This window comes from Frigoribacterium sp. AP1 (genome assembly GCF_056680555.1).
Genome location: NZ_CM155288.1, coordinates 2,904,468 through 2,918,548 on the forward strand (window position 1 = coordinate 2,904,468; position 14,081 = coordinate 2,918,548).

The window sequence follows — 14,081 nt, forward strand, 5'->3', positions numbered from 1 at the left end:
GTCACCCCGCCGCCAACTCGGCGTCGAGGTCCGCGGCGCGCTTGGCGGCCCGACGATCGTGCAGCCAGGCCACTCCGGCTGCGAGGAAGAACAGGATGATCATCGGGATCGCCAGCAGGAACATCGAGAAGATGTCGGCGGACGGCGTCGCGATGGCGGTGAACAAGACGATGACGAGGATGGCCACGCGCCATCCCTTGACGATCGCGGCAGCCGAGACGACGCCCACGAAGTTCAACAGCACGAGGAACACCGGCATGACGAAGGCGATGCCCACGGCGAGGACCAGCTTGAGGACGAAATCGTAGTAGACCTTCGACTCGATGATCGTGGCGTCCTGGGTGTCGACGAAGCCGGTCATGACCTCGACGATGTGGGGAAGGACGTACCAGCCCGCCAGGCAGCCGCCCAGGAAGAGGGGGATGGCGGTGCCGATGAAGCCGACCGCATAGAGCTTCTCTCTGCGCACGAGAGCCGGGACGATGAAGGCCCAGACCTGGTAGAGCCACACGGGGCTCGAGATGACGACGCCCACGGTGACCGCGATCTGCAGTTTGAGGTCGAACGCGCCGGTGATGTTCGAGTAGTTGAGGGTGGTCTCACCCGTCCGCGCCGCGGCGATGGCCTCGACCGGTGACCTCAGGGCGTCGAGGACGAAGGGCGCGAGGAACCAGCCGGCGACAGCGGCCAGGATGAGGGCCAGGGCGGAGATGAAGAGGCGCTTGCGCAACTCGAGCAGGTGCTGGCCGAGCGACATCTTGCCGTCGCGGCCACGACTGCGGCCGGTGCCCCTCCCCCGGGTGCTGTCGCCACGAGTCGTCGTCGTGGCCACGCGTCAGGACTTCGGCGGGACGTCGCGATTCGGCGACGGGTAGCCGTCGTCGGAGCGGCGAGCGGTCGACCCGTCGGTGTACCGGGCGGACGAGTCGTCGGAGCGACGGACCGGACGGTCGTCGAAGTCGTCGTCGACCGCCGACTCTTTCTTGTCGCTGTTGACCTCGTTCTTGAAGATGCGCATCGACTGCGCGATGCTCTTCGCGAGGGCGGGGAGCTTCGGCGCACCGAAGAGGAGCAGGACGATCGCCAGGATGATGATCAGGTGCCAGCCTGAGAGTGCGTTTCCGAACATGATGGGGTCTCCTTGCGGGGCAGGGTGACGATCAGTCTATCGTGCGGGGTCGTCCGCGACGGGCGCGGCGCAGACGATCCACAGCGCGGGTGGGGTCGGAGAGCCTAGGAGGCGCGGGGCGGGTCGGCGTCGTACCGCTCGATCGCCCGACGGGCCCAGTCCGCCACGGCCGAGCGCGCCGACTCGGGCGCGACGACCTCGGGGCGACCCGGCAGCCCCGCCACGAGACGGCAGAGCGTGCCGAGACGGTTGACGCGCAGTCGGAGTCGGACGCGGTCGTTCTCGAGGGGCTCGGGTTCGTCGGGGCCGTAGTCCGCGAGGAGTGGTGCCGCGGCCGCGTCGAGATCGATCACCACGACGAGGTCGTCCGGAGACCCCTCGAAGAGCGTCTCGGGGAGGGCGACGTCGTCGGCCCGGTGAGCGATGGGCGTCGAGGTGAGCGCCGGTGCGGCGATGCGGTCGAGTCGGAACGTGCGGGGGGCCTCGCGCAGGTGGTCCCAGGCCCTGAGGTACCAGTCGGCGTCGACCGATTCGACCCGAAGCGGGTCGACCCGGCGGCGTTCGGCGACGCCGCGGGTGCCGCGGTAGTCGAACTCGAGCTGGACGCCGGCTTCGACCGCCCGTCCGACGAGCCCCAGGACCTCGTTTGTCTCGGACTGGTCGACGGCGACCTGGCTCGGTTCGCTGGACGCCCCTCGGGAGAGCTTGCTCATCAGGGTGGCGATGGCCGCGCGATCGGCGTTCTCGGGCAACGACGACAGGTACTGCAACCCCGCGATGAGCGCGGCCGCTTCACGAGCCGAGAACCGGGGCGAATCGTCGATGGCGACGAGGTTGGTCAGCACGATGACGTCGTTCTGTTCGAAGTCGTCCCAGGCGATGTCGAAGAGGTCGCCGTGCTGGTACTGGGTGGTCTCGCCGGGGATGCCCGAGACGGCGATCAGTTCGACCGCACGGCGGATCTCGGTCACGCTCACGCCGAAGTGCGCAGCGGCCTCGGCCACGCTGACGCGTTCGTGGTCCATGAGCCAGGGGACGAGCGAGAGCAGGAAGGCCAGCTTGTCGGCGGCGTGGAGGGCACCTCGGGATTCAGCCACGGACGCCTCCGTCGACGGTGTCCGTGTGGGCGGCGAGGACGTTCGCGAGGCGGTGCCGTACGAGGAGGCGCAGGCTCTCGGGCGCGTCGACCGTCACCTCGGGTCCGAAGGAGGCCAGCTCGTCGGCGAGCAGGTGTTCGTCCGTCCAGTGGACGGTGAGGGTGACCGGATCGACACGCGTGGTGCCGCGACGTTTGCCGAGTCGGGTCTCGGCGTCGGACATCGGTTCGACGCGGAGGGTCGCGGTGCGGTCGCGCCAGACCTGCTCGAGGTCGGCCAGCGCACGGTCGGCCGTGGCGTCGTCGGGGCGCGTGAACGGGGTGGACGTCAGCTGGACGGGACCGACCACCCTGGACAGCAGGAACGTCTTGAGCGTCCCCGTGCCGACCTCGACTGCGGACACCAGCCACCGACCGTGGTGCTGGACCAAGGCGGCCGGGGCGACCTCGCGCCGACGGGCGGACTCGTCGCCGGGCTTGAGGTAGTCGAACCGGACGACGACGCCGCGGTCGAGCGCGGTGCGCAGCGGCTCGAACGCCGCGTCGCGAGAACGGAGTCGAGGGGCGTACTCGAGCTCGGGGACGCTCGCTGCGCCGCCCAGTGACCGGAGCTTGAGGAGGGCCCGTCGGGACTCGTGCGAGAGGGACCCCTCGCGCCAGACCATCGCGGCCAGGGTGAGGAGAGCGGTCTCTTCGGAGGAGAACGAGATGTCCTCGGGCAGTTCGTACGCCCCGCGCGGGATGCGGTAGCGCAGGGCCTGGTTGTTGCCCGCCGCCGAGGGGTCGTCGATCGTCTCGAGAGGGACGCCGAGTTCACGGATGTCGTCCTTGTCCCGCTCGAACTGCCGCTCGAGAGCGGCGTTGTCGCCGGCACGTGAGTACTTCTGGCGGTAGCCCTGGACGGTCGACAGGATCTCGGTCTTGCTCAGCCCGGAATCCGTCGCGAGCAGGGCCAGCACGAGGCTGAACAGGCGCTCTTCGACGGGGACGCGGGGGGTGCGGGCAGCGGGCACGGCGACCGGCTCAGCAGGGCCGCGTCATCGGATCGCCCCGAGCACGTCGAAGACGTAGACGTAGGCGGATCCGCCGCTCTCGGCGGACGCGGGGAGCACGACCATGACCTGCGAGCCGACCTGCTGCCCCACCAGGGCCGAGCGGATGTCGTCGGGGATCTGCTCGTCGCCGAGGTCGACCGGCGTCGCCGATCCGCCGTTCGTCCAGGTCGAACCGGCGACGGTGGACGGCTGGCTCCAGGTGACGGCCGTGAACTGCACCACGGCCGTGTCGTCGGCGGTCAGCGTCGTGCCGTGGCCCTTGCGGACGAGGTGCACGACCTCGTCCGCCGGTGCGTCGCCCGCGGGGATGGTGATGCCCGGTGCGCCGTCGGGGGCGGTGACGACGGCCGGGAGGCCGTTCGCGCCGAGCTGGAGGGCGCCGTCGGCCTTCGCGAGGAACGCCCGCTTGACGTCGACCACGGCGACGTAGGCGGCGTCGGGGTCGTCGTTCGGGGTCGCCGCGGCACCGTTGATCGATGCGGAGAGGTCGCTCGCCTTGACGGCGACCGCCACGCGCGAACCCACCGTGGAGCACTCGAGCGCGTCGACGAGCGGGGCGAGGGTCTGGCCGCCGACGGTCAACGGGACGTTCGTCGACCCGTCGTAGCCGCTGTCCTCGAGTTCTTGCCCTGTGGAGCCGTCGAAGAGGGTGTAGTCGATGACGACCGGGGTGCCGTCGACGAGTCGCTGGCCGTCGCCCTGGATGAGCGTCGAGACCTCGGTCTTCTTCGTCACGATGGGGGTCGGCACGTCGACGTCGGGCTTCGCACCGAAGTCACCGGTCGCCGTGACGACCGAGGCGGCGTCGCCCGTGGGGGGGCAGCCGGTCGAGCCGGGGCCGGCCGTGGTCGAGCAGGCCGTCATCGAGGCGAGCAGGCCGACCGTCACGACGAGGGCGGGGATCTTGCGCACGGGGACTCATTTCGTGGAGGCGACCGGGGGTCGAGTGGAGCTGCCGGTCGGGTCGTTCGGATGCGGGGACAGCTTAGCGGGGGCGATCAGGGCCCCCGATGACGCTCAGGCCGGTGCGGAATCGGTCGACGTGCCGTCGGTGGTGCCGGCCTCGACGGCTCCGGTCGCCGCGATGGCGGCGTCGGCCGCCGACCGGGCCTGGCGGGCGGTCTTGCGCAGCTTCTTGTCGCTGGCCGACCGATCGCCGAGGGCCCCGGGGGTCCAGGCCTCGACGTCGGCGTCGCTGTAGTCGGACTTCGAGGGGCGCCGTTTGAGCTGCGGAAGCACCGCGCCGGGTGCGAGGCGGCGTGCGGTGAGGAGGAATCCCGTGTGCCCGATCATGCGGTGGTCGGGGCGCACGGCGAGGCCTTCGACGTGCCAGCCGCGGACGAGGGTCTCGGACGCGTCGGGTTCGGTGAAGGACCCCGAGGCGCGCAGGGCCTCGGCCGTCCGCGAGAGCTGGGTGGCCGTGGCGACGTAGCAGATCACCAGGCCGCCCGGCTTGAGCGCGTCGGCCGTGACCTCGACGTTCTCCCACGGAGCGAGCATGTCGAGGACCACCCGGTCGACCGTCCCGTCGGGCATCGCCGCCGGGAGTTCGTCGGCCAGGTCGCCGACCGTGACCGACCAGTTTTCGGGCTCGGCGCCGAAGAAGCTCGCGACGTTGCCCTCGGCCACGTCGGCGAACTCCTGACGGCGCTCGAAGGACGCCAGGCGTCCCTCGGGGCCGACGGCGCGCAGCAGCCAGAGCGACAGCGCACCCGAACCCACGCCCGCTTCGACGACGGTCGCGCCGGGGAAGATGTCGGCGAACGCCACGATCTGTGCGGCGTCCTTCGGGTAGACGATGGCCGCGCCCCGGGGCATGGACATCACGAAGTCGCTCAGCAGCGGACGGAGCGCGAGGTACTCGTCTCCGGTCGTGCTCGGGACGACCGACCCGTCGGGCAGGCCGACGACGTCGTCGTGCGCGATCATGCCGCGGTGCGTGTGGAACACGGCACCCGGGGTCAGCACGATGGTGTTCATCTTGCCCTTGGGGCCCGTGAGCTGGACCTTGTCGCCTTCGACGAAGGGGCCGGACTGGCGGCGGAACGCGGTCATGCGGGGGTGCTGCTTTCGATCGGGTCGCACCCCGAGGGGCGCAGGAGGCGCGGCGTGGGCACCGGGGTCAGGAATCGGAGGTCGCCTGGTCGCGGACGGCGCGCCCGGCTCGGTGCAGCTCGCGGAGGTCGCCGACCGTCGTGCCGACGAGCGTGTCGCGTCGGATGTACGGGCCGTCGTCGGCGAGCGGCGCGTGGTGCTCGACGCCGATCGCGACGGTGCCGGCGGCCACGGCCGAGGCGAGGCCGGGCGTGCTGTCCTCGATGGCGATGCAGTCGGCGGGGTCGACGCCCAGCAGTGCGGCGCCCCGGAGGTAGGCCTCGGGGTGCGGCTTGGCGTGCTCGACGTCGTCGCCGGCGACGATCGCGTCGAAGGCCTCGAACTCGATGGCGTCGACCATGAACTGGGCCATGCGACGGATCGACATGGTGACGAGGGCGGTCGGGACTCCCTCGCGGCGGAGCTCGGCGAGGAGCTCCCTCGCGCCGGGACGCCAGGGGATCTCGACCGCGGCACGCTCGAGGACCGCCGTGGTCAGACGGTCGATGATCTCGTCCTCGGACAGGTCGACGCCGTGGGACTGCAGGACGCGCGCGGACTGCCACAGGCCGCTGCCGATCATGGCGTCGCCGTCCTCGCGGCTCCAGGTGCCGCCGAACGACTCGACCAGTTCGACCTGGCAGAGGAACCAGTACGGCTCGGTGTCGACGAGGGTTCCGTCCATGTCCCACAGGACGGCGGCAGGCAGGGTTTCGGTCACGGCGGACGAGTCTACCGGGCGTGACCGGCGTGGCCTCCCGGCCCGCGCCTCCTGGTGGCGGTCACGGTCTATCGTGGAGGGTCAAGCGCCGGACGCCCTTCCGGCACGGTGAGGACTCAGGTTGACGAACACGTCGGATTTCGCTGCGGGACGCCTGCTGGTGGTGGCCTTCGAGGGCTGGAACGACGCCGGTGAGGCCGCCAGCGGCGTCGCGCGCAGCCTGGTCGAGACACTCTCGCTCGAACCGGTGGCCGAGCTCGACGGCGAACGGTACATCGACTACCAGTTCAACCGTCCGCAGGTGGGGCTCGACGACGACGGGGTGCGGACTCTCGTGTGGCCCCGCATCCAGCTGCACGCGGCCGCCGACGCCGCGACGGTCCTCCCCCGCGACCCCGCGTCGCCGGCCACCGAGGTGCTCGTGCTGCTGGGTGCAGAACCGTCGCGCAGCTGGCGGGGCTTCGCCGCCGAGATCGTCGACCTGATCGACGTGCACGACGTCACGGGCGTGGTGTTCCTCGGGGCCATGCTCGCCGACGTCCCCCACACGCGGCCCATCTCGGTCTTCGTCAGCAGCGAGAACGAGGCCGTCCGCGACGAGTACACCCTCGAGCGCAGCACCTACGAGGGGCCGGTGGGCATCTTGTCGGTCCTCGCCGACGCCGTCGAGGCCGCCGGCGTGCCGACCCTGTCGATCTGGGCCTCGGTGCCGCACTACGTCCACAACGCGCCGTCGCCCAAGGCGACGCTCGCACTCATCGAGAAGCTCGACGAGCTCTCGGGCGTGACGATCCCCCGAGGTGAGCTCGCCGCCGAGTCGACGGCCTGGGAGTCCGGCATCGACGCCCTCGCGGCCGACGACGAGGACATGGCCGGCTACATCGAACAGCTCGAGCAGGCCCGCGACACGGTGGACAGCCCAGAGGCGAGCGGCGAGGCCATCGCGCAGGAGTTCGAACGGTACCTGCGGCGGCGCGACGGCAAAGGCGGGGACGGCCGACCGGACGACCCGCGGTATCCCCCGGTCCCCTGAACCACCATGCCGTCACCCCGTGGGGCGGGGCACGGTGGCCCGGCCTCGACGACTTCGCTCAGGTGGCGGGCTCGCCCGGGACGGCGACGCCGTTCTCGTAGGCGAACACCACGGCCGCCGTCCGGTCACGGAGGCCGAGCTTGCCGAGCACGTTGGAGACGTGCGTCTTGACCGTGGCCTCGCCGAGGAACAGACGACGGGCGATCTCGGCGTTCGAGGCACCGGAGGCGAGCCGGTCGAGGACCTCGCGTTCGCGTTCGGTGAGGGTCGCCAGGGCCGGACTGGGGACGACGACCCGTGACGTGGCCGGGTCGCCCACGGCGCGCTCGACGACGGCACGGGTGAGCTGGGGCGAGAGCAGGGCGTCGCCGCGGTGCACGACGGCGATCGCCTCGATGAGGTCCTCGGGCGTGGCCGTCTTGAGCAGGAAGCCGCTCGCCCCCGCCTGGAGGGCCCGGAAGACGTAGTCGTCCCGGCCGAAGGTCGTGAGGACGAGGACCGCCGGCCCGGCATCAGGAGACTGCGCGAGGATGCGGCGCGTCGCCTCGAGCCCGTCGAGGACGGGCATCTCGATGTCCATCACGACGACGTCGGGGCGGAGTCGCCGGACGAGGTCGACGGCCTCGAGCCCGTCGCAGGCCTCGCCCACGACGCGGACGTCGGGCGCGGTGTCGAGGATGATGCGGAAGCCCGTGCGGACGAGGTCCTGGTCGTCGACGAGCAGGACGGTGACGGGATCGGTCGTGTCGGTCATCATCTCTCGGAGGGGTCGGTGGCGACGTGGTCGCGGGGGCGGGCGTCGGCGCAGGCGCTCACGGGCAGGACGGCGTGCACCCGGTAGCCCCCGCGCGGTCGGGGGCCGAGCCGGAGCTCACCGCCGTGCAGGTCGACCCGTTCGCGCATGCCCCGTTGGCCCAGTCCGGCGCCGGACGCGGCCAGGCCCTGTGGCAGGCCTGCCCCGGGGTAGGGCGTGGGGCCGGGACGGCCGTCGTCGACGACCTCGACCTCGATGGTGCGGTCTCCGTAGCGGAGCTGCACCTCGGCGAGCGAGGCGTTGCCGTGCTTGAGGGTGTTGGTGAGCGCCTCTTGGGTGATGCGGTAGAGCGTGACCCCGATGCTCTCGGGGACGTCGTGGGCGTCGCCGTGAACCGAGAACCGGACCTCGAGACCGAGGGCGCGCGTGTCGGCCATGAGTTCCGGCAGGGCACCGAGGCCCGCGGGGGCGGACCCGGCCTCGCCGTCGCGCGACCGCAGCACGGACAGCAGGCGGTCGAGCTCGTCGATGGTCGTGCGCGCCGTGCCCTCGACGGCCGAGAGGGCCCCCCGGGCGATCTCGGGCCGGTCGAGGGTCCGCCGGGCCGCGCCCGCCTGGATGCCGATCACGGCGACGTGGTGGGCGACCACGTCGTGCAACTCGCGGGCGAGGCGCGTTCGCTCCTCGTTGATGGCCCGGTCGGCGACGAGTTCGTGTGCGGCCCGCAGCTCGACGCCCGTGCGCTCGAGCGCGTGCAGCCTGGTGGCCGACACGCGGGCCGCTCGGCCGAAGGCGATGGCCGTGACGAGGACGATGCCGTTCGACACGAGCGTGTAGGCGATCGAGGCGAGGGTCACGGGGTCGGGGGTCTCGGCGTCGGACACGTAGACCGAGCGCAGCCACACCCCGAGCCAGACGAACATGATCGCGGTCACGACGACGCTGACGACGAGCGCACGGGCGCGTCGGGCGGCCCAGGCGTTCGCGGTGAAGATGGCCACGAACTCGACGATCGACGGCGTCAGCGTGTCGGGATAGCCCCTCAGCTGGGCGGCCAAGAACACGGCCGACACCACGACGAGGACGGCCACGGGCCGCTGTCGACGGAAGGCGAGCGGCGCGCAGAGGCCCACGAGCCACAGCACGCTCTCGACGATCGACGGTGAAGCCGCCCCGTCGGTGCCCGCGACGATGACGGCACTGAGCCACAGCGTGGCGAGGCCGAGCACGGCGGTGAGGGCCGCGATCCAGAGATCGACGCGCGTGTCTCGTCTGGTCAGTGGTCGGCGGGCGTCGCTCGGTGTCGCGACCGGGGCCGGAGCGGTGATCGACGGTTCCACGCCGACCATCGTAGGGCAGACGTTCGTGCTGATTGAGGAACACTCATGCGTATGCATCGAGAACGGGGTGGACGACCTGTTTCTCGAAGGTCGTCCCGGGTGGTGGGGCACGTGCGTGCTCCCGGATGGGCTCAGGCGCGCAGGTCGATGCCCAGCAGCGCCTGGACGGCGTCGACGTCGACCTCGGACGGGGCCGCTTCCCGGGCCACGACGGCGTCGACGGCGTCGAGGGCAGACGGCGTGTCGAGGTCGTCCGCGAGGGAGGAACGCAGGGCGACGACCAAGGGGGTGGGGGCCGTGACCGGCACCGCGCCTCCTTCGCTCGTGGCCGCCCAGGCGAGCCAGCGGCCGAGGCGCTGCTCGGCGGCGACGAGGTCGGCGTCGAACCACTCCCGGTCGGAGCGGTAGTGGTGCGCCAGGAGGGCGAGCCGGACGGCGCGCGGGTCGTGGCCCGCGGCGACGAGCTCGCTGACCTTCACGAGGTTGCCGAGCGACTTGCTCATCTTCTCGCCCTGGTACGCGACCATGCCGGTGTGCGTGTGGTGCACGGCATAGGGGCGGCCGGTGAGGGCCGTGCCGTGCGCCGTGCTCATCTCGTGGTGCGGGAACACCAGGTCGCTGCCGCCGCCGTTGACCGTGATCGGCACGTCGAGGTGCTGTTGGGCGATGACCGTGCACTCGATATGCCAGCCCGGGCGGCCCGCCCCCAGCGTGGTCGGCCAGGACGGCTCGTCGTCGCGGGCCGCGCGCCAGAGCAGCGGATCGAGCGGGTCGCGCTTTCCGGGGCGGTCGGGGTCCCCACCGCGCTCGACGAAGAACCGGGCCATCGTCTCGGCGTCGTACCGGCTCTCGAGGCCTAGGTGCCAGTCGGTGTCGCGCTCGGCGGCCCGGACGTCGAAGTACAGGTCGTCGCCGACACCGGAGGCGTCGGTCGGCACGGGGTACGCGAGGCCCCGGTCGAGGAGGTGCGCCACGGCGTCGGCGACGTCGGTCACCACCTCGGTCACGGCGACGTAGTGCGTCGGCGGCACGACGGCCAGGTGCTGCATGTCGCTGCGGAAGAGGTCGGTCTGGCCGTCGGCGAGTTCGCGCCAGTCGACGCCCGTGGCCGTCGCCCGCTCGAGCAGCGGGTCGTCGACGTCGGTCGTGTTCTGCGCGTAGACCACCTCGACCCCGGCGTCGCGCCAGACGCGCAGCAGGGTGTCGAAGGCCAGGTAGGTCGACGCGTGACCCAGGTGGGTGGCGTCGTAGGGAGTGATGCCGCACACGTACAGGCCGGCCCGCGAACCGTCGACCTCGGTCGGGTGCACCGTGCCGGTCGACGTGTCGTGGAGCGCAGGGAGGTCGCCGAGGCCGGGGAGGCGCGGGACGACGGGTTCGGCCCAGGACCTCATGCGGCCACCACGCCCGTGCCGAGCAGGACGAGCAGGACGACGCCGAGCACGATGCGGTAGGCCACGAACGGGGCGAAGCTGCGGCGCGAGATGTAGTTCATGAAGAACGCGATGACGACGAAGCCGACGACGAAGGCGACGACCGTGGCGGCCAGGGTCTCGCCCAGCGAATAGGGCCCGGGGTCGCTGAAGCTCTGGACGAGTTCGTAGAGACCGCTGCCGAACACGGCGGGCACGGCCAGCAGGAACGAGAACCGCGCGGCGGCGGGCCGCGTGTAGCCGAGGGCGAGCGCCGTGGTCGTGGTGGCACCCGACCGCGAGACGCCGGGGAAGAGCGCCAGCACCTGGGCGACGCCGACGGCGATGCCGTGGCCGTAACGCATGTCCTCGAAGCGCTCGGTCTTCTTGCCGAATCGGTCGGCCAGGCCGAGCAGCACGCCGAACACGATCAACACGATCGCCACGATCCAGAGCGAGCGGAACACCGTGCGGATGTACTCCTGCGCGAAGTACCCCACGAGCACGATCGGGACGGTGCCGATGATCACGAGCCAGCCCATGCGGACGTCGGGGTCGGTCCGAGGGATCTTGCCGGTCACGCCCGCGAACCAGCGCGAGACGATGCGGGTGATGTCGCGCCGGAAGTAGATGACGACGGCGAGTTCCGTGCCGAGCTGCGTGATGGCGGTGAAGGTGGCGCCCGGGTCGAACTCGGCCGCCGCTCCGGGATCGCTGAAGAACAGTCCGACGAGCCGCAGGTGGGCGCTCGACGAGACGGGGAGGAACTCCGTGAGGCCCTGGACGAGGCCGAGCAGGAGTGCCTGGAGGAGATGCTCCACGCGGGTGACCCTTCTGGTGCGGGGGTTGCTAGTACGTCGACAACAAGTCCCGCAGGACGCGACTGCCAAAGGATAGTGCGTCGAGCGGCACCCGTTCGTCGACGCCGTGGAACATGGCCGGGAAGTCCATGCCCTCGTCGAGCCGGAGCGGGGCGAAGCCGTAGCCGGCGATGCCGAGGAGGCTGAGGGCCTTGTTGTCGGTGCCGCCCGAGAGGAGGTACGGCAGGACGGGTGCCCCCGGGTCGTGGCGGTCGAGGGTGGCGGTGATCGCGTCGACCAGCGGGCCCGAGAACGGCGTCTCGAGCCCGATGTCGGTGTGCATCGTCTCGATCTCGACGTCGTCGCCGATCAGCGACTGGACCTCGGCCAGCACGGCCTGTTCTTGCCCCGGCATGCATCGGATGTCGACCAGGGCCTCGGCCGTGTCGGGCACGACGTTGTGCTTGTAGCCGGCCGTCAGCATCGTGGGGTTGGTCGTCGTCCGCAGCGACCCGCGGATGAAGCCCTTGGCGGTGCCGGTGCGCAGGACCAGTTCGTCGGGGGCGACCTCGTGCACGTCGACGTCGAGGATGCGTGCCACCTCGCCCAGGAGAGCCGTCGTCGTGTCCGTCAACACGATCGGCCACTGCTGGCGGCCAAGGACGGCCACGGCCTCGGCCAGGCGCGTCACGGCGTTGGCCTCGATCATCTGGGAGCCGTGGCCGGCGGTGCCCCGGGCCGTGAGCTTGACCCAGATCAGGGCCTTCTCGCCCGTCTGCAGCAGGTACGAACGGCGTCCGTCGATGAAGGTCGAGTAGCCGCCGACCTCGCTGATCGCCTCGGTGGCGCCGTCGAACAACCCGGGGTGCTCCTTGACGAGGAAGTGCGAGCCGAGGACTCCCCCGGCCTCCTCGTCGGCGAGGAACCCCAGCACCAGGTCGCGGGCCGGTCGTTCGCCCGCCCGCAGGATGTCGCCCACGGCCGTCAACATCATGGCGTCCATGTTCTTCATGTCGACGGCCCCGCGCCCCCAGAGCATGCCGTCCTGGACGACCCCGCCGAACGGATCGACCGACCAGTTCGCCGGGTCGGCCGGCACGACGTCGAGGTGGCCGTGCACCACCAGGCCGGGCTTCGCCGGCTCGGCTCCCTCGACCCGGGCGACCACGCTGACCCGGCCGGGTTCGGATTCGAACAGCTGCGGCTCGAGGCCGAGCTCGCGGAGGGCCGCCTCGACGTATCCGGCCGCGTCGGCTTCTCCGTTCGACCGCCCACCGCCGTAGTTCGACGTGTCGAACCGGATGAGGTCGCGGGCGATGCGGGCCGTCTCGTCGAGTTCGGACTCGGTCGGGCCGGTGCTCGTGGGGGTCGTCGTCATGCGTCCCACGCTACCTGCCGTGCCCCTCGCACCGACGGACGTGGCGGTGGTCACGAGGGCCCTCCGAGCCGTGCTAATCTTTCGTGTCGGCTTCGGTCGGCACCATCCAGTCCGGGTGGCGGAAATGGCAGACGCGCTAGCTTGAGGTGCTAGTGCCCGTATAGGGCGTGGGGGTTCAAGTCCCCCCTCGGACACTCGAGACATCCTCTTCGAGAGATGTTTCACCAGGTCTGTGTTGAGACAGATGATTGTTCGCAAGCGACGGAAGGCCCGAACACCCCAGGTGTCCGGGCCTTCCTTGGTTTCCGGCCTCGCACCCTCCGGGAGCGTGTGCGTAGGGTCGTGACATGTCGCTTACGATGGCCGCCACGCGTGTCCTGCTGCGCTTCCGTACCCGCTCGACCGAGACCGAGGACTCCCTCGTCCGCTCCATCGCCCGTCAGGGCTCCGCGGCCCCGGTCTCGCGGGCGGTGCGCCGGGTCGCGACCGTCGAGGAGGCGCGGGTCGGCGAGGTCCGCGTCGTCACCCTCCGGCCGCGTCGGGCCCCGAGCGGCGTCCACGTCGTCTACCTCCACGGTGGCGCCTACGTCCACCCCGTCCTGACCATGCACTGGAATCTCCTCGCCCGACTCGTCCGCGCCTCCGGGGCCGTCGTGACGGTGCCGCTCTACGGGCTCGCCCCGGCCCACGACGTGGACGAGGCGCTGCCGCTGCTGGACGCCGTCCTCGAGGACGTGCGCCGCGCCTCCCCGTCCCGGGTCGTCGTGGCCGGTGACTCGGCGGGCGGGGCGCTCGCCCTCGTCGCGGCGATGCGGGAACGCGACGCCGGTCGGCCCGTGCCGGACGCCCTCGTGCTCTTCTCGCCGTGGGTGGACGCCCTGCTCGACTCCCCCGCGGTCGACGAGGTCGCACCGCTCGACCCCATGCTGGGGCGCGACGGCCTCGTCGCCGCGGGGCGGTGGTGGGCCGGTGACCGCGACCCGGCCTCGCCCGAGGTCAGCCCGGTGCGGGGTGATCTCTCGGGTCTGCCGCCCGTGTCCGCCTACGCCGGCGACCGCGACCTGCTCACGCCCGACGTGAAGCGGCTGGTCCGCGGCGTGACCGCTGCGGATGGACGCGCCGAGCTGCGGCTGTACCGCGGGGCGTTCCACGTCTTCGTCGGCGCGCCCTGGACCCCGGAGGCGCGGCGTGCGCTCCGTCACGCCGCCTCGGTCGTCCGCGGCGACGCGTCGATCGGGGGTCGGGCCGCGCCGCCCCGCGCGTAAGGTC

14 protein-coding genes and 1 tRNA gene are annotated in these 14,081 nt (G+C 71.5%); 3 read left to right on the forward strand and 12 right to left on the reverse strand.

The annotated features are described in order from the left end of the window. Position 1: 1 nt before the first annotated feature. The 7 genes from tatC to AC1MBW_RS13820 all read right to left on the reverse strand — a co-directional run bounded on the left by tatC (position 2) and on the right by AC1MBW_RS13820 (position 6,095). Positions 2-757 (reverse strand): twin-arginine translocase subunit TatC, encoded by a 756-nt coding sequence (tatC, locus tag AC1MBW_RS13790; RefSeq protein ID WP_054146197.1) that lies wholly within the window; start codon positions 755-757, stop codon positions 2-4. Between the two features lie 78 nt (positions 758-835). After that, on the reverse strand, positions 836-1,129 hold the full coding sequence (tatA, locus tag AC1MBW_RS13795; protein WP_054146145.1) for a twin-arginine translocase TatA/TatE family subunit: 294 nt from the start codon (positions 1,127-1,129) through the stop codon (positions 836-838). Positions 1,130-1,233: 104 nt separating this feature from the next. Next, entirely contained in the window at positions 1,234-2,226 is a 993-nt protein-coding gene (locus AC1MBW_RS13800) for a helix-turn-helix transcriptional regulator (RefSeq protein ID WP_054146144.1), read from the reverse strand. After that, positions 2,219-3,238 (reverse strand): helix-turn-helix transcriptional regulator, encoded by a 1,020-nt coding sequence (locus tag AC1MBW_RS13805; RefSeq protein WP_480024839.1) that lies wholly within the window; start codon positions 3,236-3,238, stop codon positions 2,219-2,221. The genes AC1MBW_RS13800 and AC1MBW_RS13805 overlap by 8 nt, the downstream gene beginning before the upstream one ends. 24 nt (positions 3,239-3,262) lie before the next feature. Beyond that, on the reverse strand, positions 3,263-4,192 hold the full coding sequence (locus AC1MBW_RS13810; protein WP_054146142.1) for an FKBP-type peptidyl-prolyl cis-trans isomerase: 930 nt from the start codon (positions 4,190-4,192) through the stop codon (positions 3,263-3,265). A 105-nt stretch (positions 4,193-4,297) separates the two neighbouring features. Further along, positions 4,298-5,335 (reverse strand): tRNA (adenine-N1)-methyltransferase, encoded by a 1,038-nt coding sequence (locus AC1MBW_RS13815; protein WP_054146141.1) that lies wholly within the window; start codon positions 5,333-5,335, stop codon positions 4,298-4,300. Positions 5,336-5,402: 67 nt separating this feature from the next. Then, the gene (locus tag AC1MBW_RS13820; protein WP_235451018.1) at positions 5,403-6,095 is read right to left on the reverse strand and encodes an HAD family hydrolase; all 693 of its coding nucleotides are present in this window, start codon (positions 6,093-6,095) and stop codon (positions 5,403-5,405) included. Positions 6,096-6,216: 121 nt separating this feature from the next. Here AC1MBW_RS13820 and AC1MBW_RS13825 point away from each other — a divergent pair, with 121 nt between their 5' ends. Beyond that, positions 6,217-7,128 (forward strand): proteasome assembly chaperone family protein, encoded by a 912-nt coding sequence (locus AC1MBW_RS13825; RefSeq protein ID WP_054146139.1) that lies wholly within the window; start codon positions 6,217-6,219, stop codon positions 7,126-7,128. A gap of 58 nt (positions 7,129-7,186) precedes the next feature. Here AC1MBW_RS13825 and AC1MBW_RS13830 read toward each other — a convergent pair whose 3' ends face one another. From AC1MBW_RS13830 to AC1MBW_RS13850, 5 genes are all read right to left on the reverse strand, one after another. Beyond that, on the reverse strand, positions 7,187-7,885 hold the full coding sequence (locus AC1MBW_RS13830) for a response regulator (protein WP_480024840.1): 699 nt from the start codon (positions 7,883-7,885) through the stop codon (positions 7,187-7,189). Next, a complete protein-coding gene (locus AC1MBW_RS13835) occupies positions 7,882-9,222 on the reverse strand; it encodes a sensor histidine kinase (protein WP_480024841.1) in 1,341 nt (446 codons plus the stop codon). The genes AC1MBW_RS13830 and AC1MBW_RS13835 overlap by 4 nt, the downstream gene beginning before the upstream one ends. A gap of 131 nt (positions 9,223-9,353) precedes the next feature. After that, the gene (gene mshC / locus AC1MBW_RS13840) at positions 9,354-10,616 is read right to left on the reverse strand and encodes a cysteine--1-D-myo-inosityl 2-amino-2-deoxy-alpha-D-glucopyranoside ligase (protein WP_480024842.1); all 1,263 of its coding nucleotides are present in this window, start codon (positions 10,614-10,616) and stop codon (positions 9,354-9,356) included. Next, positions 10,613-11,455 carry an undecaprenyl-diphosphate phosphatase gene (locus AC1MBW_RS13845; RefSeq protein WP_480024843.1) on the reverse strand — a complete coding sequence of 281 codons (843 nt, stop codon included), beginning with the start codon at positions 11,453-11,455 and terminating at the stop codon, positions 10,613-10,615. The genes mshC and AC1MBW_RS13845 overlap by 4 nt, the downstream gene beginning before the upstream one ends. Before the next feature lie 28 nt (positions 11,456-11,483). Beyond that, positions 11,484-12,812 (reverse strand): M20/M25/M40 family metallo-hydrolase, encoded by a 1,329-nt coding sequence (locus AC1MBW_RS13850; protein ID WP_480024844.1) that lies wholly within the window; start codon positions 12,810-12,812, stop codon positions 11,484-11,486. A gap of 109 nt (positions 12,813-12,921) precedes the next feature. On the opposite strand from AC1MBW_RS13850, the gene AC1MBW_RS13855 reads away from it, so the two are divergent. Both AC1MBW_RS13855 and AC1MBW_RS13860 read left to right on the forward strand, forming a co-directional pair. Next, positions 12,922-13,006: transfer RNA gene (locus AC1MBW_RS13855), tRNA-Leu, on the forward strand. Positions 13,007-13,159: 153 nt separating this feature from the next. Beyond that, positions 13,160-14,077: an alpha/beta hydrolase fold domain-containing protein gene (locus AC1MBW_RS13860; RefSeq protein ID WP_480024845.1), complete on the forward strand. Its 918-nt coding sequence runs from the start codon at positions 13,160-13,162 to the stop codon at positions 14,075-14,077. The last annotated feature ends 4 nt before the right edge of the window (positions 14,078-14,081 follow it).